Below are 24,413 nucleotides of genomic sequence, written 5' to 3' on the forward strand. Positions count from 1 at the left end.
TGCCCCGGGGTTCGCCGTTGTCGCTATTGTTGTGGAAGCAGATAGGATCATCGGCTGCGATTATAATGAGCATCGCCCCTCATGCCCGCCTGTTTTCAGGCGTTCAATCGAAATCCCGGAGTCCACGCTTGTCATCCTCATCATGCCTGTCGGGGTCTGTACCGGATTTGCGGCTCGAGCAGCTGGAACGCTGGTTGGAGCAGGTGTTCGGAACCCGGGATTTCCGGATCGAGCCGGCGTCGGCCGATGCCAGTTTTCGTCGCTATTTTCGCGTGACGCGCCCGGAATGCTCCTGGATCGCCATGGATGCGCCACCGGACAAGGAAAACATGGAGCTCTATGTCCGCATCGCATCCATGCTGGGTGAGGCGGGCGTGAATGTCCCGCATATCCTGGAGTACGATTTGGCGCAGGGTTTTCTGCTCAATTCCGATCTGGGGTCACTGACCTATCTGGCGGCGCTGCAGACGGGTGCGGATGCGCAGATGCTGTACGGCGACGCCATCGAGACCCTGTTGCGCATCCAGCAGCATGCGCACGTGCACGCGCGAACGCTGCCGAGCTACGATGAGGCCATGCTGCGCAGGGAAATGATGCTGTTTCCCGACTGGTTCTGCGGCCGTCATCTGGGCATCGCACCGGAGCATCCGCAACTGGCGGCGCTGGCGCCGGTATTCGATGTGTTATGTGCGTCGGCGTTGGCGCAGCCGCGGGTGTTCGTGCATCGCGACTATCACTCGCGCAACTTGATGGTGTGCGGTGGCCGGACCGGCGCCAACCCTGGTGTCCTGGACTTTCAGGATGCCGTGTGCGGGCCATTCACCTACGATCTGGTATCGCTGCTGCGGGATTGTTACATCGCCTGGCCCGAGCGGCAGGTGCATGACTGGCTGTTGCGATTCCGCGCAGACGCCTTGCGGTTGGGCGTATCTGGGATACAGGCCGAAGAGTTTCGCCGTTGGTTCGATCTGATGGGAGTGCAGCGGCATCTCAAGGCGATCGGTATTTTTGCCCGGCTGTGGCATCGCGACGGCAAACCCGGTTATCTGCAGGATATTCCGCGCACGCTGGGCTATGTGCACGCAGTCGCTCGCGCATACCGGGAACTGCTGCCGCTGGAAATATTCATCGACACGCAACTGCTTCCTGCGATGCACCGGCTCGCTTCCGTGGAACGGTCCGAGCCGGGAGTTCCCTCGCATCGGGCGATGTGCGATGCCGGACCCATGCGAGAGCTGCCATGAAGGTATCTGCGGCGCTTGGGAGGATGGCTGGATGCGTGCGATGATCCTGGCCGCGGGCCGCGGAGAGCGTATGCGACCCCTGACGGACGTCTGTCCCAAGCCGATGCTGGCGGTCGGGGGGCGCCCGCTCATCGAATATCACCTGGAGAATCTTGCCGCCGCAGGCGTCGACGAGGTAGTCATCAACCTGGCCTGGAAAGGGGCGATGATCCGCGAGGCGCTTGGCGACGGCGTGCGTTTCGGCCTGCGCATCCAGTACAGCGATGAAGGCGATGAGGCGCTGGATACGGGAGGGGGAATCTATAAAGCCCTGGAAATGCTGGGTCCCGATCCCTTCCTGGTACTTAGCGGGGATATCTGGACGGATTACCCTCTGGCCCGTTGCCTGACATTGCCGGCGAGTGAAGACCTTGGACATTGGGTCCTGGTGGCCAACCCGATGTTCCACGCGCACGGGGATTTTTGTCTGCGGAACGGCCGGCTGCATGACGGCGGCGGTCCGCGCTACACCTATGCCAATATCGGCGTGTTTCGGCCGGCTTTTTTCGCCGCGTGTGATGGTGGACGATTCGCACTTGCGCCCCTGATGTTCGAGTGGCTGCGCCGCGGCCGCATCAGCGGCGAGCTTTACCAGGGAGCCTGGTACAACATCGGCACACCGGAGCAACTGGCACAGCTCGATGCGCAACTCGTTCGCGGCGATACGGCTCCGGCTGGTTGACTGAAGGTCGGGGCCGATCGGTTTTATATTGAATTCAACAAGCTGCGATGGAAAGTGAAGGCTCCATATATATGAAGGCGCCTATGAGCCCTCTAACATGAGCCCTCTAATTCGAGACTGGCAATCAAGAAGAGTAATGTCGTGCAGATGTTCATGCGCAACCATTACATGCCTGCGCGGTCGTACCGTTCATGGAACTTCTCGCGCCGCTCTTTGCAGCATGGCCGGCAGGGCTTTGGATGGGTGCGCTCGAGGGGAACGAACGGCGCGGTACCGCCACAGCACATGTTTATGCCGCCGCAGCACATGTTTATCACGATTTTTTCCTGGGTTTTTTCCCCGGTTTTTCGATGCTGAATGATGGGAAGGTACCGCGGCTGCAACCGCCGGTAGCCGTCTTTGACGGCTGTAAGCCGGGGCGAGTACGGCTCGGGGATGTATCATCTGCATCCACCAAAGGGACGAGATTCTGTCTCGCGGCGCTTGCCTTCCGGTTAGAAACTTTATACCTTGCGCGGCGTTTCTACGGTCTGCATAACTGTAACGTCAATCCGGAATTGCCGGCGTACCCTTCCCTGGCGTTACCCTTCCGGCCGGGGAAACGGGGGTTGTATGCCGCGCTGCGCGCATACGCTATCGAACGACCAGCAAACGACCAATACCTGGTTGCGCCTTGGTTCAGCAGGGTTGACGGTGATCCTGCGCCTACATACTTGAGCAGCACAGCATGGCATACGCACCATCGGCAGACGGATCCTTCTTTACAAGACGCGGCCTGGTTTTCCTGAGTATCGTTCTCTTGCACGTGGGCTTGTTCTGGGGGTTGAACTCCGGTTTGTCCAGGAGCCTCGTGACGGCCGTCCTGGGGCCGATCGAGACCCGTATCATCGAAGCTCCGCCGGAGGCGGACGACAAGCCGCCGCCGCCGCCACCGAAAATCGAGACGCCGCCGCCATTCGTACCCCCGCCCGATATTGCCATCGACATTCCGGCGGAGGCGCCGCCGGCCACAGCGATCACCCAGACCACGACGCAGCGTCCGGTCGCGCAGCCGCCGCCGGCTCCGCCCAAGCCCGTGGCGCGCACTGCACCGCGTTCCGATCCGCGTCGTCCGCTGTCGCAACCCGAATATCCGCCGGCCTCGCGCCGTGCCGGTGAGACGGGTACGGTCATTCTCGATGTCTATGTGCTCGAAAATGGTCGTGTCGGCGAAGCACGCGTGAAGCAGTCAAGTGGCTATACGCGCCTGGACGAAGCCGCAGTAAGAGAAGTAAAGCGCTCTTGGCGTTTGAGGCCCGGCACCGAGAACGGCAAGCCGGTACCGATGTGGGGGCAGTTCGCCGTCACATTCAAGCTCACGGACTGAGTCTGTTAAAGACGTTCGAACTCTAATCCACCCCGACCTCAAGTCATATATTTCTATAGTAGAGGACATCGTTCCATGGCTCCGAACACCGAAAGCGTCGAGAATCCGTTTGGTCTTGCGCAGCTCTGGGCGCAGGGCGACACCGTCGCCAAGTCAACCATGATCATTCTGCTTCTCATGTCATTGTCTTCCTGGTATGTGATCTTGACGAAGGCATGGGATCAGCGGCGTCTGCGCAACTCCTACAAGCAGGTGGACAAGCTTTTCTGGTCTGCCGGCAATCTGCGTGACGGCGTCTCCAAGCTGACCGGCAAGGACAACGCGTTTCGCATGATCGCCGAAGATGGCGTCAAGGCCGCCCAGCACCACGAAGGCCGCTTGACCGATCAGATTCCGCTGCATGAGTGGGTCATCGTATCGCTGCATCGCTCGGTGGAAAGCGTCAATTCGCGTCTGACGAAAGGCATGTCGCTGCTGGCGACAGTCGGTTCCACGGCGCCCTTCGTCGGCCTGTTCGGTACGGTGTGGGGTATCTATCACGCATTGATCGCGATCGCTCTGGCCGGCCAGGCCAGCCTCGACAAGATATCCGGCCCAATCGGCGAGGCGTTGATCATGACGGCCATCGGTCTGTTCGTGGCCGTGCCGGCGGTTTGGGGCTACAACTGGCTGATGGATCGCAATAAGGACATCATCGCCAAACTACGCTACTTCTCGGCCGACCTGCATTCCTTCCTGGTGAGCGGTGCTCGCGTCGATCAGAGCGCCGGGGCGGCCACGGGAGCGGCTGCGCGTTCTGCCACGGCCACAGCAGCACGCAAGTAGATGGAACAGCCGGACGGGCTCGCTGGAGTACCATTGCAATGAGTTCAAGTTCGTTTTTGAATACGGCCCTGGAAGACGAGGTCGAAGAGCGGGCCATGTCCGAGATCAACACGACGCCTCTCGTGGACGTCATGTTGGTGCTGCTGATCGTGTTCATGATCACCGTTCCGGTGATCACCCAGACGGTGCCTGTGAATTTGCCCAAGGTGGAAAATATCCCCACCGAGACAAAGCCGGAAAACATCACCATCGCGGTGAACAGCCAAGGTCAGATATTCTGGAATCTGACCTTGGTGAACGACGAGCAGCTTCTGGAGCATTTTGACCGTATCGCCCGTCTGCAGCCGCAGCCCGAAGTCCATGTGCGAGCCGATCAGCACACGCGCTACGAGTATGTCGGCCGTGTGATCGTCAACGCTCAGCGCAAGGGCATCATGAAGGTCGGGTTCATCACCGAGCCCGAAGGGCGCGCGCAGTAGTCAGCCGAGGTATCAATCCCATGAGTATGAGTGTAGGCGGGGGCGGCCCAGACGAGCCCATGATAGAAATCAACACGACACCGTTGATCGACGTCATGTTGGTGCTGTTGATCATGTTCATCATCACGCTGCCGGTGATGACGCATGCGGTGAAGTTGGACATGCCGCGCGCGAACAGTGCGCCGCCACCCGAGACTGAGCGCGTCGAACCGATTAGTGTGGAGATCGACTGGGACGGCACCATCATCTGGGACGGCAGCACGGTTGCCTCCTTGCACGTGCTCGAAGGGTATTTCCGCAATGCCGCCGCCGAAGTGCCGCAGCGCGAGTTGCATATTCGGCCCGACCGGCGAGCGAACTACGACACCGTTGCCAAGGTGCTGGCAATCGCACAGCGCAACGGCATGCAGCGCATCGGTTTCGTCGGCAACGAACAGTTCATGGAGTGAACCATTCGTTCAGTCCTTTCATTCAGCTCTTTCGTTCAGCTGTGCGTCAGGAAACTTTCGTAAAGTTGGTCCTGAAAGTTGGCCCTGTGGATGGATTTCCCGGGTCCCGTGTTATGCCGCGAAGGCGGTGTGACGCCTGAATCGTGCGTCGGCATGGAAATGATCATCCATGCCGGCAGTTTCTGGAAGAGCGCCTGCCTGGGGCGCAGTGAATCGGGAAAGCGTTATGATTCAAGTAAGAACCATTGCCATTGCGCTCAAACTTGCCCGGGGGCTGGCCGTCGGCATCGTTCCGGCGGCGCTTGTATTGGCACCGGCCATCGTTCAGGCAGCGGAGCAGGGCAGTCGGAAAATCACCACCAGAGCGGTTGCGGAGTCCCTGAAGAAGGCGCAGGACGCCATGGGCAAGAAGCAATGGGATACGGCGCTGGCCGAGATCAAGAAGGCCCAGGCGGTACCCAAGAAAACGCCGTTCGAGACCTATCAGATCGATGAGTTCCTCGGCTATGTGCTCATCCAGCAGAAAAAGTACGGGGAAGCCGCGCCCGTGTTCGAGCGGGTGCTGAACTCCGGCATGCTGCCCGCCGAACAGGTGGATGATCGCACCAAGACCGTGGCGCAGCTGTATTTTCAGGTGAAGGATTACGGCAAGGCGGCACAATGGTCCAAGCGCTGGCTCAGCAAGAATCCGGGCGATCAGGAGATGGCCGTGCTGCTTGCGCAATCCTACTATCTGCTGAAGGATTATCAGAATGCCGCGGCGACCATGTCGGGTGTCGTGACCCGTGCGGAACGTGCCGGACGCACGCCGCAGGAGAACTGGCTGCAGATCGTGATGAGCTCCAGGTTCAACCTGGACGACAGAGACGGTATCGGCGAAGCGCTCAAGAAACTGGTTCGCTACCATCCGAAGGACGAGTATTGGGCGAATTTGCTGGACATCTACCGCCGCAAGGCCGAGGGTGATCGCGTGACCTTGGGCTACTACCGGCTCATGAACGAGGTAGGCGCGCTCAAGGACAAGGGGGATTATGTCGAGATGGCGCAACTCGCCATCGACGCCGGCGTGCCGGGCGAAGCCCAGCAGGTGGTGGAGAAGGGTATCGAGTTAGGCACACTCAAAGGCGCCGACAAGACCGAACAGGGCCGCTATGACCGCCTGCTGGGCAGCGCCAAGAAGCTGGCGATCGAGGATCAGGCCTCGCTCGCGCAGCTGTCCAAGGAGGCCGCAAAGGCGGACAAGGGACAGCCCTCGGTCGCGCTGGGACAGGCCTATTTGAGTTATGGCAAGTATCAGGACGCGGTTCAAGCCTTGACCAGCGGTCTTGCCAAAGGCGGCTTACTGGATACGGACGAGGCACAGATCAGCCTGGGAATAGCCTATATGAAGCTGGGTCAGAGAGATTTGGCGCGTAAGGCGTTTCAAACGGTGAAGGACGCTTCGAAATGGGAGCAGCTGGCCGAACTCTGGGCGCTGCGCACCTACGCCTCGGCCTGAGCCCAAGAACCGAAATCCGAGAACCGAAATCCAAGGACTGAAACCCCGGGATGACCTGAATTCCGGGGTTGAGCCCCAGGGTTATTTTTTCGCCAGTTGCCGCAGTGCCTCGGGAGTGTCGACGTCGACAAGGATGACCGGCGAATCGAACGCTACGCTGCGTACCTCCTGCGCGTAGCGTTCGAGCAGGCCGCGCGCGCCTGTATCACCGGAAAGCGCCGCCATGTCACCGAAATAGCGGCGCGGCCAGAGGATGGGATTCCCGCGCCGTCCCTCGTACTCCGGTACCAGTACGAATGGCTGCGCCGGATCGAACGCATCGATCATGCGGTCGATGGTCGAGCCATCGATGCCGGGCATATCGGCAAGCAGCACGATCACCGCCTCGGCGTCACTGCCCAAGGCATGCAGGCCTCGGCGCAGCGAGCTGGCCATGCCGCTGCTGTAATCCGGGTTATAGATGAACGATACGGGCCAGCCTTGCAGCTCAGCCTCGATGCGTTCGGATTCGTGGCCGGTGACCACTATCACCTGGCAGGCGCGCGAGCTGCAGGCCGCGCCGACGGCGCGCTGTATCAGCGTGATGCCATCGATGCGGCACAGTAATTTGTTGCATTCGCCCATGCGTGAGGAGTATCCCGCCGCCAGCACCAGTGCGGCGACCCGCGGGGACCGGATCATCGAGCGGCACCCTTGTAGCGTACACGGATGATCTCGGCCAGGATGGCGACCGCGATTTCCGCCGGCAAGCGCCCGCCTAGATCCAGACCGACCGGCGCATGAATGCGGCCGAGTTGGTCTTCCAGTCCGCGCTCGCGCAGCCGTACGAGACGTTTCTCGTGGGTACGCCTGCTGCCCAGCGCACCGATGTAGAAGGCTGGACTGGCCAATGCAGCAGCCAGCGCCGGATCATCGAGCTTGGGGTCGTGGCTGAGGGTGACGACGGCGGTCTGTGCATCGGGAGCCAGCTGCGCTATCGCCTGGTCGGGCCATCCGGCGTTCATGACGATATCGGGGAAACGCCGGGTGCTGGCGAAGGCGCTGCGCGGATCGATGATCGTAACCTCATAGCCGGCCATCATCGCCATCGGCGCCAGCATCTGGCTGATATGCACTGCACCGACGATCATCAGTCGGACGGCAGGAGCATAGATGCGGGCGAAGATATCACCCTCGGCGTCCAGTAGCCCGCTCCGCCCGCCGGCCAGGCGTTTCCGCAACGTTTCGAGTTGTGCTGCGTCGAGTTCTAGATCGCCGCTTGCATCGTCGGCATCGATCAGAACCTGGGCGCCGTCGCTCAGGCGTGTGACCAGGGCGACGGGACGCTTGGCGGCGCGTACTGCCCTCAGGCGGGCAAGAAGACCAGATTTCATGTGATTTTCTCGATATAGATCTGCACCCGGCCGCCGCAGGAAAGACCTACTTCCCAGGCGCGTTCGTCGCTGACGCCGAATTCGAGCAGACGCGACCGACCCTCGGCGATGGTCGCCAGCGCCTCGGTGATGACTTCACCCTCGATGCATCCACCGGATACGGATCCGGCGAAGTCGCCTTCGCTGTTGACCACGAGGTGGCTGCCGATCGGTCGCGGCGAGGAGCCCCAGGTACGCACCACTGTCGCCAACGCCACACCGCGTCCCGCGTCGTGCCAGAGGGCGGCCTGATTCAGAATATCGTCGAGTTCGGATGCCATGTTGCCTCTATTTCCTGCGGGCGCCTGAGCATGTCGGCCATCGGCGGTCCATGATATGCGCCAGGGTGATTTCAGAGTGACTTTGGGGTGATTCCAGAGTGGTTTCAGGGTAATTCCAGCGTAATTCCAGCATGTTCCCAGAGTATTCCTTAGCCGCGAGGCGAGTGACGGCAGACAGGCGCGGCGGGCCGGCTATCTATCAGACCGCCCGGCATGCATCAAGGATGAGATCGCTTTGCGCGGCGATGCGGCGCCACGAAATCTTCCTGAGGGTTTGCACCTGGACGATGACAGCAGGACAATGACGGATTCCTGTCAGGCCGGGATTGGGTGATCTGCGAGGATCTTATAGGCGTGAACGAATTCAAAGGCATACCGATCGAACGGCCAGCCGACAGGCCGCGCAGCGGCGATAAATACCGCACGGAGCAGGGTTTCAGCGCGATCAAGGACGGCATCAAGGCGACCGCCCGGGCCAATCCGCTGTCCCTCGGCCGCAAGCCGGAGTGGCTGCGCGCACCGATGCCTGCGGGCAAGGTATTCCAGGCGGTGCACGATACCGTCAAGGAGCATCGTCTCGCGACAGTTTGTGAGGAGGCGAAATGTCCGAACATCGGCGAGTGCTGGAACGCCGGTACGGCGACCTTGATGCTCATGGGCTCGGTCTGTACGCGTGCCTGCCGGTTCTGTTCCGTGGATACCGGTAATCCTCACGGCTGGCTGGACGCGCTGGAGCCGCTGAACAGCGCGCGTACCGTGCAACTGATGAAGCTCAAGTATGTCGTGCTGACCTCGGTGGATCGTGACGATCTCGCTGATGGCGGCGCCGCGCATTTCGCACAATGCGTGCGTGAGATCAAACGCCTGAATCCGCATACCGCCGTCGAGGCGCTCACGCCGGACTTCCAGGGGGTGCTGGCCGATGTGGAAACCGTGGTGGCCAGCGGCCTGGATGTATTTGCACAGAATGTCGAGACGGTGCGGCGCCTCACGCATCCAGTGCGCGATCCCCGGGCGGGCTACGAGCAGTCCCTGGCAGTACTGGCACATGCCAAGCGTTTTCGTCCCGAGGTGCTCACCAAGACCAGCTTGATGCTGGGTCTGGGCGAGACGGATGAGGAGATCGCCGAGACCATGGACGATATGCGTGTCGCCGGCATCGATATCCTTACCCTCGGACAGTATTTACGACCGACGCCCAACCACCTGGCGATCGAGCGTTGGGTGACTCCGGAAGAGTTCGAACGTTACCGTGAATGGGCGTTGGACAAGGGTTTCCTGGAATGTGTATCGGGGCCGCTGGTGCGTTCCAGCTACCGTGCCGAGCGCGCGCTGGAGCGCAATAATGCGGGATTGGGCCGGATCGGGTTGGGCCGAACCGGGTGAAGCCGCCGGTTCAGGCGCATCCGCCCATCCTGCGTTGGCTGGGCCGCATCGACTACGAATCCGCCTGGCGCGGCATGCAGTCGTTCACCGACATGCGCGGCGAGCACACGCGTGACGAAGTGTGGTTTCTGGAGCACCCCCCGGTCTATACGTTGGGCATGAATGCGGCGCGAGAACATGTGCTGGCACCCGGCGATATTCCGCTGGTCCAGATCGATCGGGGCGGACAAGTGACTTATCACGGTCCCGGACAATTGGTCGTCTATCCCTTGCTGAACGTTCGCCGCTTGAGACTCGGCGTGCGTGAACTGGTCATGGGATTGGAAAACGCGGTCATCGCCGCTTTATTCAGCTGGGGTATCGAGGCCGTGGGCCGCCGCGAGGCGCCGGGGATCTATGTCGACGGCCGCAAGATTGCGAGTATCGGCCTGCGGATACGCCGCGGCTGCAGCTATCACGGTCTCGCATTCAATATTTCCATGGACCTTGAACCCTTCAAGGGGATCAACCCCTGCGGTCATCGGGGATTGGAGGTCATCGATCTGCGCTTGCTCGGCATCGAGGCAACGTTGCCGCAGGTCATCGAGCGCCTGGCGCCGCAACTATCGGCGGCACTGGGGTGGCCACCCGTACTCGAATGGGGCAGCCCTAAAGCACGATCATGATCCGCTCGCAGGACGTCAGCTCCATGTACAAGCCATCGAGCTGCGCTCGGCTTTGGGCGCTGAACGTACAGGTCACGCTTAGATAGTTCCCATCCTTGCTGGGTCGTTCCTCGATGCATGCAGGATCCACCGGGCCGGCGTGTTTCTGGACGATACCCAGCACCAGACTGCGAAAATCGTCGCAGTGCCGGCCCATGACCTTGAGAGGAAAGTCACAGGGAAATTGCATCAAAGTGTCGGACATGCCTTTATCCACCGATCCGGCCATGGCAGCCGCTTCGCCACGGGCTGCCGATTTTGCTCCCGGCGGGCTGCCGCTAGTGCATCCACAGCTTCATGCCGTCGATCAAGCGCCCGAAGAGGCCTGCCTGCGGAACATCGGCCGTCGGATGCAGAGCATAGGCACCGAGCTGTTGATCGCCGAGCATGACACGTAGCTGCCCCACGGCTGCGCCGTGTTCCAGCGGCGCGATCAAGGGCTCACGGACATCGACGAAAACCTTGAGTAGATGCTCCTGACCGCGTCCGAAGGTCGCATAGACGTCACGCTGAACACCCAGGACGGCTTCGTTTACCCTGCCTTTCCAGGTACGCAGCGAGATGACCGGCGCATTCGCCGCATACAGTCTACGGGTCTGATAAAAGCCGAAACCATAGTTCAGGAGTGCCGCACTGGCATCTTCACGCGCCCGCATGCTGGGTGCGCCCATGACCACCGATACCAGACGCATGGTGTCGCGTTTGGCCGAGGTGACCAGGCAATAGCCGGCGGATTCCGTATGGCCGGTCTTGAGGCCATCGACGCTGGGATCGCGCTCGAGCAGGCCGTTACGATTGGGCTGGGAGATTCTGTTCCAAGTGAAAGCGCGCTGCGAGTACCAATGATAATACTCCGGATAGTCGCGGATCAGCGCCGCCGCGAGCAGGCCGATGTCGCGGCTGGTCGTATAATGCTCCGGGGAGGGCATGCCGGGACTGTTCTGGAAGTGAGTGCTGGTCATGCCCAGTTGCCGGGCGTACTGGTTCATCAAATCCACGAAGACCGGATCGCTGCCGGCGACATGCTCAGCCAGCGCGACGGTTGCATCGTTTCCGGACTGCACGATCATGCCTTGGATCAGATCCTCGACGCTGACCAGTGAACCGGCCTCCACGAACATGCGCGAGCCTTCCTGTGCGCGGGCGTAGGTGCTGATGCGCACCGGATCATCGAGCTTGATGCGCCCGTCCTTCAAAGCGTGGAAAACGGCATAGGCACTCATGAGCTTGGTGAGGCTGGCGGGTTCCAGACGCTCATTCTCATTGGTCGCCGCCAGTACCTGGCCGCTGACGAAATCCATCAGGATATAGCCGCGAGCATTGATTTGCGGTGCTGCCGGAATGGGTGGCGGCTTGACTGCGGAACTCGTACCCCCCAAGCCGCCGCTCAAGTCACTCCTCGAATCAGCCGGAGAATCACCCAGGGGAACCGCCAGTTCGGTGGCATTCGCCTGCGGCGGCGTGGAATCCGAGCAGGCGGTGAGCGCCAGCGCGAAGAAGGGGGCGAGTAGCCAGGCGGCGAGCTGAATACGTGGTTGCATGACAGACGATGACCGAAAAATTCCATCGAGGGTGCGGCGATACGCTGCGGGGTTGCAGCCTCGTTCCTGGTGCCTGGCCGCCATGAATTCAAATGCATGACGGCCAGGCACCAGGAACGAGGCTATATTTCACCGATTACAGACAAGAATCATAAGCAGGGCCATGATGTCATCTAGCTAGTCGGCGGCCAGGCGTGCATCGGCGACGCCAAGCGACTTGAGTTGTCCGAGGATCCGATCGAACTCGAGAACGCTGGGTATCGGACCGACACGGACCCGGTACCAGGTTTGTCCGCCGAGGCGATCCTGGCGCACGAAGCTGTCAGGCAATCCTTGCAAGCGCAGTTGTTCCACCAGGCGTGCGGCGTTCTCCTGGGAACTGAAGGCGCCGGCCTGCACGAACAGCGCGCCGGCCGCCGCGGAGGCAGGCGATGCGGTAGAGTCCGGCGGCGCACCTGGAGCCGCCCCGGCCGCCGTGGCCGTTTCGATCTCGGGTGAGGCGGACAATGCGCGTACTTCCACGAAAGTCGTTCCTTCCTTCACCATGTCCAGCTTGAGCGCCGCGGTATAGGACAGATCGATGATGCGTTCATCCTTGAAAGGACCACGATCGTTCACTCGCACCACGACGCTGCGTCCGTTGCGCAGGTTTGTAACGCGCACATAGGAAGGCAGCGGCAAGGTCTTGTGAGCGGCCGTCATGGCGTACATGTCGTAGCGCTCGCCGTTGGAGGTCGTGGCCTGGTGAAATCCCGGACCGTACCAGGAGGCCACACCGCGTTCGGCGTATCCCGCCTCGCTGGCGAGCACGAAATAGCGCTTGCCGAATACATCATAGAAGGGCGGATTGCCGCGCGTCGAGCGTGGTTCGGCCCGCGGCACGGCCTCAGGTATGGCGGCCACATCGCGCGGCGCGGTCGGCGGAGTCACCGGCGTACCGGCGCAGCCGGCCATCATGATGAGCACCATCAGCGGCCATCCACGCCGCAGCAGGCCAGGATCGGCCAGCCTCATCGTCTCTCATCCTTCATGAGGTGTGGAACCGCCGCCTGAGGATTCGCCGCATGATGAACGGCCGCACCCAAATCGTTCACTGCCATGGCATACAGGGCGCTGCGGTTGTAGCGGGTGATCGTATGAAAGTTGTTGAAGCCGACGCGATACTGCGGCCGCGATTTGCCCTCTCCGACGATCAGCATCGCGGGTGCTTCCGGGGGCAGATCCGTCTGGAACAGCACGCCCTTGGCGCGCAGCGAGCGCACGGTTTCATTCAGTTCGATCTTGCTGAGATCGAATCGGTCTAGATTCTCATCGGCCAGCGTCGCCGGGACGACCACCTGCTCTCCATCGCGCCAGCCATGCATGTGCAGATAGTTCGCCACCGAATCGATGACGTCGTCCCAATTGGCCCATAAATCGCGCCGTCCATCGCCATCCGCATCCACTGCGTAGCGGCGATAGCTGGAGGAGATGAACTGCGGCGCTCCCATGGCGCCGGCATAGGATCCCAATGCCGTGAGCGGATCGACGGATTCCTCGCGTGCCAGGATCAGGAATTCACGCAGTTCGCTGCGGAAAAAAGGGCTGCGCGGCGGATAATCGAACGCCAAAGTCGCCAATGCGTCCAACACCCGATAGCGGCCGGTAATACGGCCGTAGGCCGTTTCCACCCCCAGAATACCGAGGATCGCCGTGACCATGTTCTCGTCGCGGATGCGGGCGAGCCGGTCACGATGCTCGGCAAGAAAATCCATACCTTGCTGGATGCGTGTCGGGGTCAGGAACCGTTCGCGGTATTCGTACCAGGGAACGACTCGTTCGGCCGGCCGGCTGATGGCATCCAGGATGGGCTGCTTGATATCTGCTTCGCGCAACAGCGCCTCCACCTCGGGCCGCTCGAAGCCATGATCCCGGACCATCTCGTCGATGAAACCACGGACCTCCTCGCGCGCCAGATCCAGCGCATGGGCAGGCAGGGCGAGGGCGGTGGACAGCAGCAGGGCGAGGAGAGGTTTCAGCAAGGGTAGAGCCGGCGATAGTGGAGAAATTTAGGACTTGTCAGCGGCCGACAAGTTTCCGTTTTGCGCATAGCGACATGAGAATACCGAAACCGGCCATGAGGGTCACCATCGCAGTACCACCGTAGCTGATGAACGGCAGGGGTACGCCGACGACAGGCAGCAGTCCTGTCACCATGCCGGTATTCACGAACACGTAGACGCAGAAAGTGAGCGCCAGGCTTCCGGAGGCCAGACGTGAAAAGGTGTCGTGGGCAGTCGTGGCGAGATACAGGGCGCGGCCGATGACGAACATGAGCAGAATGATCACGGTAATCAAGCCGATGAGGCCCCATTCCTCGCCGATCACCGCGAAGATGAAGTCGGTCGAGCGCTCCGGCAAAAATTCGAGTTGGACCTGGCTGCCGTTCATATACCCCTTGCCGAACACTCCCCCGGAACCGATCGCGATCTGGGATTGAATGATATGGTAGCCCGCACCCAGCGGATCGCTCTGGGGATCCAGGAACGTCAGGACGCGCTGTTTCTGGTAGTCATGCAGCAGGAACCCCCAGGCAACGAATGCCACCGGAATCAGCAAACCGATCAATCCGGCGATGTAGCGCAGTTGCAATCCGGCCAGCAGCACCACCATGCCCCCGCCGGCCACTACCAGCAAAGCAGTGCCGAGGTCGGGCTGTTCGGCGATCAGCAAGGTCGGCACGCCGATCGCGGCGATCAACACCATGAGCGTCGGCACGCTCGGCGGCAGAGGCCGCTCATTGAGGAACCAGGCGCACGCCAGCGGCACGGCCAGTTTCATCATTTCCGAGGGTTGGAATCGGAGGATGCCCAGATCCAGCCAGCGTTGAGCGCCCATTGCCACATCGCCGGTGAACATGACCGTCAGCAGCAGCAGCAGGCCGGCGACATAGGCCCATGGAGACACACTTCGGATCAGGCGTGGCGGAATCTGAGCCAGCAGGGTCATGGCGATGAGGCCCAGTCCGAAACGCAGCAGTTGCGCTTCCAGGACGTCGAAGCTGCGTCCCGAGGCGCTGAACAAGACGATGGTTCCCACCGCGCCGACCAGGCACAAGGCGACAAACAGCGGGCCGTCCAGGTGCAAGGCGAACAATAGACGCGCGCCGCCGCTCAAGGTGCGCTGGGTGCGTGAGGTATCGAGCGTGTCGTAGTTCATTCCGTCGTGGACCGTGCTGCCGCGGCAGGCCGCGGGGCCGGCGCCGGTTTACGTTTGGCGTCCTGTTCCGCAAGCTGTTCGGGTGTGAGCAGGTAAACATCGAGGATACGCCGGGCGATCGGCGCGGCGTAGGCGGAGCCGCCGCCCGGTGCATTCTCGATGATCACGGCCACGGCGAGCTTCGGCGCTTCCACTGGCGCGAATGCGACGAACAGCGCGTGATCGCGCAGATGTTCGGCGAGTTCGTCCGCCTTGCGCATACGTTCGTGTGCCGCCACCGTAAAGACCTGCGCCGTGCCGCTCTTGCCTGCGATCCGATAAGCGGTGCCGGCGGCAGCGGCGCGCGCCGTGCCATGCGGAGCATTGGCGACATCGTACATGCCGCCGATCGCGACGTCCCAGGCGTCGGGATTGCTGTTCGTGACCGGGGGCAGGGCGATGGGAAGGATTTCGCGGATCTGGTCGGATTCCACATCGCGGATCGCGCGCACCATGCGCGGCTGGAAGCGCCGGCCGCGAGCAGCGATCGTCGCCGTGAAATGGGCAAGCTGCAAAGGTGTCACGGACATGTAGCCCTGGCCGATGCCGACGCTGATGGTCTCGCCGGGATACCAGGTCTGTGCTTCCTTACGCGTGAACGCCTGTCGTTTCCATTGTGTGGATGGCAGGATGCCGCCGCGTTCGCCGGCGATATCGATACCGGTCGGTTTGCCTAGCCCGAACTGCGCCAGATAATCGTGGATGCGATCGATACCCATCAGATTGGCCAGATCGTAGAAATAGACGTCGCAGGAAGTGGCGATCGCCTTGCGCATGTCGACCGAGCCATGTCCGCCCGGCTTCCAGTCTCGCCAGGGGCGGCTGACGCCGGGCATGCGATACTGCCCGCGGCAAAACAGCGACTGGGTCGGAGTGATCACGCCGTACTCCAGGCCCGCAAGGGCCATCAGCGGCTTGATGGTCGATCCGGGCGGGTATACCCCGCGAAGGGCGCGATCGTACATGGGTCGATTGAGGTCTTCGGTGAGCGCCAGGTATTCACGGCGGCTCAGACCCCGCGCGAACAGGTTCGGGTCGAAGGCGGGTGTGCTGACGAAGGCGATCACATCACCATTGGACGGATCGATCGCAACGGCCGAGGCGCGTTGGCCTCGCAGGGCCTCCTCGGCGGCTTGTTGCACATGCTGGTCGATCGTCAGGAACAGGTCGTTGCCGGCGATCGCCTCGCGTCGTTCGAGATGGGCCGTCTCGGTGCCGATGCGCTCGACGCTGCGTCCCTGGGCGTTGACCAGCAACTGTTGATAGCCGGCACGGCCATGCAGCTCCTTTTCATAGGCTCGCTCGACACCGCTTTTGCCGGTGAGCGTCGTGCCCGCGTAAGCGCTCATGTCGAGGCTCTTCTTGTCCTCCTCGCTGATTGCGCCGACATAGCCGATTGCGTGAACGCTGCTGACGCCCAGCGGATAGTGGCGGGTGAGCCGCGGGCGGATCTCGACTCCGGGGTACTGGTGCTGACGCGCAGCGAAGCGCGCCAGCTCCTCGTCGCTGAGTTGCAGCTTCACGGGGACGGCGTCGAAGGCGCGGCGGCTGCGGATGTCTTTTTTGAGGCTGGGAATATCAGCATTGTCGAGCAGACCCAGTGCGGCCAGCCCGGCCAGAGTCGCATCGATGTCTATGACCTGTTCGCGCGTGAGCTCGAGCTGATAGGACGGCGCATTGGTCGCCAGAGGCAATCCGTTGCGATCCAGGATCAGTCCTCGATTGGGCGGAATCGGCTCGATCTTGATACGATTGCCTTGAGACAGATCGGCGAAATAGTCGTACCGTACAACCTGCAGCCAGACCAGGCGGGCGATCACGCAGCCTAATGCGAGCAGCATGAGCACGGCGGCGCCGAGCGCGCGGCGCTCGAACAGGCGCAGTTCCGTCTGTTGATCCTTGATGCGGACGGGACGTGGCATACCGGGTTACCGGACGCGCCGATTCCAGGTGTCCAGGAGCGCGACCAGCGCCGGCCACAGCAGCGCACCACTGAGCACCGGCAGCCAGCGTTTCCAAGTGACCACCGGCTGGCCGATGACACCGTCGATCCAGAAGACCAGGAACTGATACAAGGCCAGCAGCAAAAGTACCGTCAAAGTCTGTTGCCAGATCGGGAACAGGCGCATCCGCAACTGGAACTTGTGGGCCAGGAAGCCCACAAGCAGGAAGGCGAGCGCATGCTGGCCCAAGGTCATGCCTTTGAGCAGATCGATCGCCAGCCCGCAGGTCCACGCAAACGTCAGGCCTGCGATCCGCGGACTGCTCAGCGACCAGTAGATTACCAGCAGCAGCAGCAGATCCGGCCGCGCCGCATCGAAGATGCCAGGCAGCGGTACGATCGCCAGGATCAACGCCGCGATCACAGTGGCGGCGATACGCAGACGTCCGCCGCGGCTGTCCTGTCTGCTCATCGGCGATGTTCCGCCGCCGCCACGCCATCATGCGCCGGCCCGGCCGGCGATGCGGCATCTGGGTTCCGAGATTCGGCGATCTCCCCTGCGGACGCCGGTTCTTCGCCCCAGAGCAGCAGGACCTCGCGATCGCGGTCCAATTGCGCCAGCGGGCGAGCTTCGACGATGGCGAACGTCGCGCTCGGAATTCTGTCGATTTGGCTGATCACGGCGACGGGATAACCCGCCGGAAAGATGCCGTCGAGTCCCGAGGAGACGAGCAGATCGCCGACACGCACGTCGGATTGCACGGTCAGGTAGGGAAGTATCAGCTTGCTGACATCCCCGGTGCCCACGGCGATCGAGCGGATACCGTTACGATTGACCTGCACGGGAATGGCATGCTGATTATCGCTGATCAGGATGATCGTGGCGCTGTACTGGTCCACTGCGGCCACCTGACCGACAATGCCGAAGGCGTCTACAACCGGCTGGCTGCGAAAGACACCGTCCCCCGCACCCTTGTCGATACGTACACGATGCCGGAACGGATCCACGTCGACATGCATGATGCTGGCGAGCTGGGTGCGCTCGGCAAGACCGGCGGATGCTTGCCGGATGGCGCGTAGACGCCGATTTTCCTCGTTCAATGCATCGAACTGGAGCAGCCGGATACGCGCCTGGCGCAATTCCTCGGTCAGCTGCTCGTTGTGCCGGCGTAGCTGGGCGCGATCGGTGAAGCTGCCGTTCAACCAGTTCCACAGATCATACGGCGCCTGTACCACGACATATACGGGATGCAGCGCCGCGCCCATCCAGAGACGCGCAGTCTCCAGGTATCCGCCGCGGTGGTCCAACACCATGGCCGTGACCGATAGGACGGCAAGGATGAAAAAGCTTGCGCCGAGGGGCGGCCCGCGGCCGATGATCGGTCGGCTATCGGAATTCAACGTCACCATGGATGAGAGATGACGCTCATAGGCCGCTCAAGCATAGGCCGCTCGTTGCACGTGGCAGTATTGCGCGGCTTGGGAGCAGTGCGGTTCACTCCCGGTGCGCGGTGCGAGTCATTCGAGATTGAACAGGGCGGGGCCGTGTTCGTCGATCAGTTCGAGCATGCGTCCGCCGCCGCGGGCGACGCAGGTCAAGGGATCTTCCGATACCACCACCGGTAGACCGGTTTCTTCCATCAGCAGCTTGTCGATGTCGCGCAGCAGAGCGCCGCCGCCCGTCAGTACGATACCGCGTTCGGCGACATCCGCGCCCAACTCCGGAGGGGTTTGTTCCAGGGCGACCTTGACGGCACCGACGATGCCCGCCAGGGGTTCCTGCAGCGCCTCCAGGATTTCGTTGGAATTCAAGGTGAAACTACGTGGTACGCCCTCGGACAGATTGCGGCCCTTGACCGAAATTTCATTCACCTGCTGACCCGGATAGGCCGAGCCGATCTCGATCTTGATCTTTTCGGAGGTTGCCTCGCCGATCAGGATGCCGTAATTGCGGCGCACGTAATTGATGATGGCATCGTCGAAACGATCGCCGCCGACGCGTACCGATGAGGCGTAGACGATCCCATTCAGGGAAATGACTGCAACTTCCGATGTGCCGCCGCCGATGTCCAGGACCATGGAGCCGCGAGCTTCGTTGACCGGCAGGCCGGCTCCGACTGCTGCAGCCATGGGTTCCTCGATCAGGCGCACCCAGCGTGCCCCGGCGCCTTCGGCCGACTCCTGGATCGCGCGGCGCTCGACCTGCGTCGAGCCGTAGGGCACACAGATCAGCACGCGCGGGCTGGGACGCATCAGGCGATTGCCGTGCACCTTCTCGATGAAGTACTGGAGCATCTTTTCGGTGACGGTGAAGTCGGCGATGACGCCGTCCTTCATGGGGCGGATCGCGGTGATGTGCCCCGGCGTGCGCCCCAGCATGTTTTTCGCTTCCTGACCGACCGCCTCGACTTTCTTGCCGGCCCGGCCCGGTTCTTCGCGAATCGCCACGACCGAAGGTTCGTTCAATACGATGCCTTTGTCGCGCACGTAGATCAGTGTGTTTGCCGTGCCCAGATCGATTGACAGGTCGTTCGAAAAGTACCCGCGCAGGTTCTTGAACATAGGTTGTTGCGGAATCGACCGGAGGGCAAAAAAGTTGCGGTACTCTAGCAACGGGTCGCACTTTGCACAAGCTGAAGGTGTATGATTGCAGTCGGTTTTTTAAGCTTTTCGCAAGCTTCGGTTCCAACTTGGAAGGGCTCTGTTGGTGTTTCACGGGGCCCGGCGCAAAAGGTATATTGCATGAGTCTGACACCCCGGGATGTCGAGAATATCGCGCATCTGGCCCGCCTTGCGATCTTGCCGGATCAGGTGCCGGCCTATGCCGACGGCCTGTCGAAGATCCTGAATTTCATCGATCAGCTCAATACCGCCGATACCGGTGCCGTGGAGCCGATGGCGCATCCGCTGGCCGATCAGGTGCAGCGTCTGCGGGCGGATGAACCGGTCGATCTGGATCAGCGTGAAAAGTACCAGCGCAATGCGCCGCGAGTGGAGGCGGGGCTATACCTGGTTCCCAAGGTGATCGAGTGAGCGCGAGTGAGCGACTCCTTCCGTTTGAGAGACCTGGCGGGCGGTTCTGCAAAGGTGATCCATCCATGAGGCGATATTCATCAGTCCCGGCGAGGGCTGCGGCGGCAAGAGCATTGGCATGACCGAACTGCATCATTTATCGCTGGCCGAACTCGGTGAGGGTTTGCGTGCGCGGCGTTTCTCCAGCATCGAGCTGGCCCGGCATTTCCTGGATCGCATCGAACGTCTGAATCCGACACTCAATGCATTCATCACGGTGACGGCCGAGACGGCGCTGGCCGCCGCCGAGCAGGCCGATCGTCGACTGGCCGCGGGAGAGGAGGGGGCGCTCATAGGCGTACCGCTGGCGCACAAGGACATCTTTTGCACCGATGGCATTCTGACCACCTGCGCCTCGCGCATGCTGTCCAACTTTGTCGCACCCTATGACGCGACAGTGGTGGCGCGTTTGTCGCGAGCCGGCGCCGTGATGTTGGGTAAGGCCAATATGGATGAGTTTGCGATGGGCTCCTCGAACGAGACCAGTTGGTACGGTCCGGTCCGTAATCCCTGGGATCTGGACAAGGTGCCGGGCGGTTCCTCGGGCGGTTCGGCTGCGGCGGTCGCCGCACGCCTCGTCCCCGCCTCCACGGGCACCGATACGGGCGGCTCGATACGTCAGCCTGCCGCGCTGACCTCGCTCACCGGCCTGAAGCCATCTTATGGACGGGTATCCCGCTACGGCATGATCGCATTCGCCTCGAGTCTGGATCAGGCCGGCACCCTGACCCGGAGCGCGCACGATGCCGCCTTGCTGTTGGCGCAGATGGCCGGCTTCGATCCGCTGGACTCGACCAGCGTCGATACCCCCGTGCCGGACTACGTCGGGCTGCTCGCACAGCCTTTGACGGGGCTGAAGATCGGTGTGCTCAAGGAATTCTTCGAGCGGGGACTGGATGAGGAAATCGAGCGGCGGGTGCGCGAAGCGCTCGAGGTCTACCGCCGGCTCGGCGCGCAGCTCGTGGAAGTGAGCCTGCCGAATCTGCCCCTGTCGGTGCCGGCCTATTATGTCGTGGCGCCGGCGGAATGTTCCTCCAATCTGTCGCGCTTCGACGGCGTGCGATTCGGACATCGTTGCGACAGTCCCGTCGATCTCCTGGATCTCTACAAGCGCTCGCGCGCCGAGGGTTTTGGCGAGGAAGTCAAGCGGCGCATCATGACGGGGACCTATGTGCTCTCCGCCGGCTATTACGATGCCTATTACCTGCGCGCACAAAAAGTGCGGCGTCTGATCGCGGATGACTTCGCGCGCGCCTTCAGCCAGGTCGACGTCCTGATGGGACCGACGACCCCGTCGCCGGCCTTCGCCATCGGCACCAAGTCGGACGATCCGGTGACGATGTATCTCAATGACATCTATACCAGCGGCGTGAACCTGGCGGGCTTGCCGGCCATGTCGGTTCCCTGCGGGTTTCAGGACGGGCTGCCGGTGGGGCTGCAGATCGTGGGACCGCATTTTGCCGAAGCCAGGCTGCTCAATGTCGCGCATGTCTATCAGCGCGAGACGCAGTGGCACGAGAGAATCCCGAAGGGTTACGAGTAATGAACTGGGAAACCGTCATCGGTCTCGAGATCCACGCGCAGCTCGCGACCCGAAGCAAGATCTTTTCGAGTGCGCCGACCGCGTATGGGGCCGCGCCCAACACCCAGGCGAACCTGGTCGATCTCGGCTACCCAGGCGTCCTGCCGGTGTTGAATCGATCAGCCGTGCAAATGGCCGTGAAGTTCGGTCTGGCGGTGGGCGCCGACATCGCCGCGCGCTCGGTGTTCGCCCGCAAGAATTATTTCTATCCCGATCTGCCCAAGGGCTACCAGATCAGTCAATATGAAAAGCCGATCGTCGAACGGGGTTCGCTGCAGATCGTCCTGGAGGACGGCGAGCGCAAGACGATCGGTATCACGCGAGCGCACCTGGAAGAGGATGCAGGCAAATCGCTGCATGAGGATTTCCATGGACTGACGGGCATCGATTTGAACCGTGCCGGTACCCCGCTGCTGGAGATCGTGTCGGAACCCGATATGCGATCCGCCAGGGAGGCCGTCGCCTACATGAAAAAGATCCATACCCTGGTGCGCTACCTGGAAATCTGCGACGGCAACATGCAGGAAGGCTCTTTTCGCTGTGATGCCAACGTTTCGGTACGCCCGCTCGGACAGAGCAAGTTCGGTACGCGCTGCGAGATCAAGAATCTGAACTCCTTCCGCTACATCGAGAAGGCGATCAATCATGAGGTGGCGCGTCAGATCGAGATCATCGAGGGCGGCGGTACGATCCGCCAGGAAACGCGCCTTTATGATCCCGACAAGGACGAGACGCGCGCGCTGCGCTCCAAGGAGGAAGCCAACGACTACCGCTATTTCCCCGACCCGGATCTGTTGCCGGTGGTTCTCGATCCATCGTTCATCGAGCAGGTGCGCATCAGCCTGCCCGAACTGCCGGATCAGAAGGCTGCGCGCTACCTGGAGCAGTTCGGTTTGTCGGCCTATGATGCGGGCATTCTGACCGCGAGCCGGGAGATGGGTGATTATTACGAAGCCGTGCTGGCCGCCCTCGGCGCGGAGCATGGCGGAGGGCATGAAAAGCTTGCGGCGAACTGGATCATGGGAGAGCTGTCCGCGGCCTTGAACAAGGATGGTCTGGAGATTGCCCGCTCGCGTGTCGACGCGCGGCGGCTGGCGGGTCTGCTGGAGCGCATTGTCGATGGAACGATTTCCGGCAAGATCGCCAAGGAGGTGTTCGAAGCGATGTGGGCCGATGGCCTGGATGCGGATGCCGTCATCGAAGCGAAGGGATTGCGCCAGATCACCGATACGGCGGCGATCGAAACCGTGATCGAGTCGGTGATGGCGGCGAATCCAAAACAGCTGGCCGAGTATCGCTCGGGCAAGGATAAGCTGTTCGGTTTCTTCGTCGGGCAGGTCATGAAGGCGACCGGCGGCAAGGCCAATCCGGCTCAGTTGAACGAGTTGCTGAAGAAAAAACTCGCCGGTTGACGGCGTATTCGCCATGCGTGATCGCGACTGCCTGCACCGCTTCCTGTTCGAACATTATCCGATTCGCGGTCATATCGTTCACCTGGATGCATCCTGGCGCGCGCTGCTGGAGCACCGCGAGTATCCGGCCGCCGTTCGCGATGCCTTGGGCGAGGCGGTTGCGGCCTCGGTGCTGCTGGCGGCGACCTTGAAATTCGATGGCACCCTGAGTCTTCAATTACAGGGGCGTGGGCCGATGCATTTGCTGCTCGCACAGTGTTCCGGCCGATTGGGTGTGCGTGCGCTGGCGCGTCACGCTCATGACTTGAGTGATGCTGCGGGTGAGGATTCGGTTGGTGAGGGTGAGGCTGCATCAGCTTCCGAGATGCCAGTCGGAGCTGCAGCGCGGATCCTGGACAACGCGTTTTCCGGAACGGGCCCTGAGCCCTGGGCGAAGCGCCGCAATCTGGCCGTCCTGGCAGGTGACGGAACATTGACCGTGACCCTGGAAACCGATGATGCCGGGCAGGGCGTGCAGCGTTATCAAGGCGTGGTTCCCTTGACCGGCCGGTGTCTTGCGGACTGTTTGCAGGGATATTTCGAAAATTCCGAGCAATTGCCCACCCGCCTGTGGCTGCATGCGACGCAGGCCGGCGCCGCCGGCCTGTTGCTGCAGCGCGTGGGGCAGGATGCCGCAACGGCGCCTTTCGGGGCGATTCGCCGATCGGCCGACCTGGATCCGCTGGAGATCGAGGACGCTTGGCGTCGGGCCCAGCTGCTGGGCGACACCCTCAAGCCGGAGGAATTACATGATCTGAGCAGCCGGGAACTTCTGCGCCGCCTGTTCGCCGAGGACGATCTGCGGCTCTTCGAGCCCTCCCCGGTATTTTTTCGTTGCCGCTGCTCGCATGATCGCGTTGCCGGCATGTTGCGGGCCCTGGGTGCCGAGGAGGTTCGTTCCGTGCTGGCGGAGCAGGGCCAAGTCGAGGTTTGCTGTGATTTTTGCAATCGAGCCTATCGGTTCGATGCCGTGGACGTCGAGCGATTGTTTGCCGCGGGGCCGTCGCCGGCCGGCGGTGAAACCCTGCACTGACCACGACCGCCGGGATTCCCCGGCGTCCGTCACCGTCTACCGCTGTCCATCACTGCGCCCGTTCGCATCCGTCGCTGTCGGGAGACCCGTCTTTTCCTGAATCGAATGGAGATCCACTGCCAGCGTGAAAATTTCCCTGGCGCGAGGCTGTGGAATAAGATACATTGAATCACAGTATAAAGATATCTTT

Annotated in this window: 25 protein-coding genes; 13 read left to right on the forward strand and 12 right to left on the reverse strand. The window is 61.8% G+C overall.

Annotated features, from left to right (window positions below):
• Positions 1-128 precede the first annotated feature (128 nt).
• The 7 genes from ACG33_RS06280 (at position 129) to ACG33_RS06310 (ending at position 6,582) form a co-directional block, all read left to right on the forward strand.
• A complete protein-coding gene (locus ACG33_RS06280; RefSeq protein ID WP_210399200.1) occupies positions 129-1,244 on the forward strand; it encodes an aminoglycoside phosphotransferase family protein in 1,116 nt (371 codons plus the stop codon).
• A gap of 31 nt (positions 1,245-1,275) precedes the next feature.
• The gene (gene murU / locus ACG33_RS06285) at positions 1,276-1,965 is read left to right on the forward strand and encodes an N-acetylmuramate alpha-1-phosphate uridylyltransferase MurU (protein ID WP_066919642.1); all 690 of its coding nucleotides are present in this window, start codon (positions 1,276-1,278) and stop codon (positions 1,963-1,965) included.
• 727 nt (positions 1,966-2,692) lie between these two features.
• On the forward strand, positions 2,693-3,331 hold the full coding sequence (locus ACG33_RS06290) for an energy transducer TonB (protein ID WP_066919644.1): 639 nt from the start codon (positions 2,693-2,695) through the stop codon (positions 3,329-3,331).
• 75 nt (positions 3,332-3,406) lie between these two features.
• Complete coding sequence (locus tag ACG33_RS06295) at positions 3,407-4,156, forward strand: MotA/TolQ/ExbB proton channel family protein (protein ID WP_066919647.1); 750 nt, start codon at positions 3,407-3,409, stop codon at positions 4,154-4,156.
• 38 nt (positions 4,157-4,194) lie between these two features.
• Positions 4,195-4,635, forward strand: a complete 441-nt coding sequence (locus ACG33_RS06300) for an ExbD/TolR family protein (RefSeq protein ID WP_066919649.1) — start codon at positions 4,195-4,197, stop codon at positions 4,633-4,635.
• Positions 4,636-4,655: 20 nt separating this feature from the next.
• On the forward strand, positions 4,656-5,084 hold the full coding sequence (locus ACG33_RS06305; protein WP_066919651.1) for an ExbD/TolR family protein: 429 nt from the start codon (positions 4,656-4,658) through the stop codon (positions 5,082-5,084).
• A gap of 226 nt (positions 5,085-5,310) precedes the next feature.
• Positions 5,311-6,582, forward strand: a complete 1,272-nt coding sequence (locus tag ACG33_RS06310) for a tetratricopeptide repeat protein (RefSeq protein WP_066919653.1) — start codon at positions 5,311-5,313, stop codon at positions 6,580-6,582.
• Positions 6,583-6,663: 81 nt separating this feature from the next.
• Here the strand turns inward: ACG33_RS06310 and ACG33_RS06315 are convergent, their stop codons facing one another.
• The 3 genes from ACG33_RS06315 to ACG33_RS06325 are packed head-to-tail and all read right to left on the reverse strand — an operon-like array spanning position 6,664 to position 8,275.
• Positions 6,664-7,263 carry a nucleotidyltransferase family protein gene (locus ACG33_RS06315; protein ID WP_066919655.1) on the reverse strand — a complete coding sequence of 200 codons (600 nt, stop codon included), beginning with the start codon at positions 7,261-7,263 and terminating at the stop codon, positions 6,664-6,666.
• Entirely contained in the window at positions 7,260-7,955 is a 696-nt protein-coding gene (locus ACG33_RS06320) for an XdhC family protein (protein ID WP_066919657.1), read from the reverse strand. The genes ACG33_RS06315 and ACG33_RS06320 overlap by 4 nt, the downstream gene beginning before the upstream one ends.
• Positions 7,952-8,275 (reverse strand): XdhC family protein, encoded by a 324-nt coding sequence (locus ACG33_RS06325; protein ID WP_066919659.1) that lies wholly within the window; start codon positions 8,273-8,275, stop codon positions 7,952-7,954. Before ACG33_RS06325 ends, ACG33_RS06320 begins: the two co-directional genes overlap by 4 nt.
• 354 nt (positions 8,276-8,629) lie before the next feature.
• Here ACG33_RS06325 and lipA point away from each other — a divergent pair, with 354 nt between their 5' ends.
• Complete coding sequence (lipA, locus tag ACG33_RS06330; RefSeq protein ID WP_066919661.1) at positions 8,630-9,661, forward strand: lipoyl synthase; 1,032 nt, start codon at positions 8,630-8,632, stop codon at positions 9,659-9,661.
• 74 nt (positions 9,662-9,735) lie between these two features.
• The gene (lipB, locus tag ACG33_RS06335) at positions 9,736-10,326 is read left to right on the forward strand and encodes a lipoyl(octanoyl) transferase LipB (RefSeq protein WP_407696492.1); all 591 of its coding nucleotides are present in this window, start codon (positions 9,736-9,738) and stop codon (positions 10,324-10,326) included.
• Here the strand turns inward: lipB and ACG33_RS06340 are convergent.
• From ACG33_RS06340 to ACG33_RS06380, 9 genes are all read right to left on the reverse strand, one after another.
• On the reverse strand, positions 10,310-10,570 hold the full coding sequence (locus tag ACG33_RS06340) for a YbeD family protein (protein WP_066922900.1): 261 nt from the start codon (positions 10,568-10,570) through the stop codon (positions 10,310-10,312). The two genes, lipB and ACG33_RS06340, sit on opposite strands and share 17 nt — an antisense overlap.
• 73 nt (positions 10,571-10,643) lie before the next feature.
• On the reverse strand, positions 10,644-11,906 hold the full coding sequence (locus ACG33_RS06345) for a D-alanyl-D-alanine carboxypeptidase family protein (protein ID WP_083536507.1): 1,263 nt from the start codon (positions 11,904-11,906) through the stop codon (positions 10,644-10,646).
• Positions 11,907-12,083: 177 nt separating this feature from the next.
• The gene (locus ACG33_RS16945; protein WP_066919665.1) at positions 12,084-12,920 is read right to left on the reverse strand and encodes a septal ring lytic transglycosylase RlpA family protein; all 837 of its coding nucleotides are present in this window, start codon (positions 12,918-12,920) and stop codon (positions 12,084-12,086) included.
• Positions 12,917-13,927, reverse strand: coding sequence for a lytic murein transglycosylase B (gene mltB / locus ACG33_RS06355; RefSeq protein WP_210399201.1), 1,011 nt, complete (start codon positions 13,925-13,927; stop codon positions 12,917-12,919). The genes ACG33_RS16945 and mltB overlap by 4 nt, the downstream gene beginning before the upstream one ends.
• 37 nt (positions 13,928-13,964) lie before the next feature.
• Positions 13,965-15,104, reverse strand: a complete 1,140-nt coding sequence (rodA, locus tag ACG33_RS06360; protein WP_066919667.1) for a rod shape-determining protein RodA — start codon at positions 15,102-15,104, stop codon at positions 13,965-13,967.
• Positions 15,101-17,065, reverse strand: coding sequence for a penicillin-binding protein 2 (gene mrdA / locus ACG33_RS06365; protein WP_066919669.1), 1,965 nt, complete (start codon positions 17,063-17,065; stop codon positions 15,101-15,103). The genes rodA and mrdA overlap by 4 nt, the downstream gene beginning before the upstream one ends.
• A gap of 6 nt (positions 17,066-17,071) precedes the next feature.
• Positions 17,072-17,557, reverse strand: coding sequence for a rod shape-determining protein MreD (mreD, locus tag ACG33_RS06370; RefSeq protein ID WP_066919670.1), 486 nt, complete (start codon positions 17,555-17,557; stop codon positions 17,072-17,074).
• Complete coding sequence (gene mreC / locus ACG33_RS06375; RefSeq protein WP_237392696.1) at positions 17,554-18,399, reverse strand: rod shape-determining protein MreC; 846 nt, start codon at positions 18,397-18,399, stop codon at positions 17,554-17,556. Before mreC ends, mreD begins: the two co-directional genes overlap by 4 nt.
• 204 nt (positions 18,400-18,603) lie before the next feature.
• Positions 18,604-19,647: a rod shape-determining protein gene (locus ACG33_RS06380; RefSeq protein ID WP_066919675.1), complete on the reverse strand. Its 1,044-nt coding sequence runs from the start codon at positions 19,645-19,647 to the stop codon at positions 18,604-18,606.
• 180 nt (positions 19,648-19,827) lie between these two features.
• Between ACG33_RS06380 and gatC the strand changes: the two genes are divergently transcribed.
• The 4 genes from gatC to hslO all read left to right on the forward strand — a co-directional run bounded on the left by gatC (position 19,828) and on the right by hslO (position 24,223).
• The gene (gatC, locus tag ACG33_RS06385; RefSeq protein ID WP_066919677.1) at positions 19,828-20,118 is read left to right on the forward strand and encodes an Asp-tRNA(Asn)/Glu-tRNA(Gln) amidotransferase subunit GatC; all 291 of its coding nucleotides are present in this window, start codon (positions 19,828-19,830) and stop codon (positions 20,116-20,118) included.
• A gap of 127 nt (positions 20,119-20,245) precedes the next feature.
• A complete protein-coding gene (gene gatA / locus ACG33_RS06390; RefSeq protein ID WP_066922914.1) occupies positions 20,246-21,700 on the forward strand; it encodes an Asp-tRNA(Asn)/Glu-tRNA(Gln) amidotransferase subunit GatA in 1,455 nt (484 codons plus the stop codon).
• A complete protein-coding gene (gene gatB / locus ACG33_RS06395) occupies positions 21,700-23,151 on the forward strand; it encodes an Asp-tRNA(Asn)/Glu-tRNA(Gln) amidotransferase subunit GatB (protein ID WP_066919679.1) in 1,452 nt (483 codons plus the stop codon). Before gatA ends, gatB begins: the two co-directional genes overlap by 1 nt.
• Positions 23,152-23,164: 13 nt before the next feature.
• A complete protein-coding gene (gene hslO, locus ACG33_RS06400; protein WP_066919681.1) occupies positions 23,165-24,223 on the forward strand; it encodes an Hsp33 family molecular chaperone HslO in 1,059 nt (352 codons plus the stop codon).
• Positions 24,224-24,413 lie beyond the last annotated feature (190 nt).

Origin of the sequence: Steroidobacter denitrificans, from assembly GCF_001579945.1 — a bacterium.
Lineage (GTDB): Bacteria > Pseudomonadota > Gammaproteobacteria > Steroidobacterales > Steroidobacteraceae > Steroidobacter > Steroidobacter denitrificans.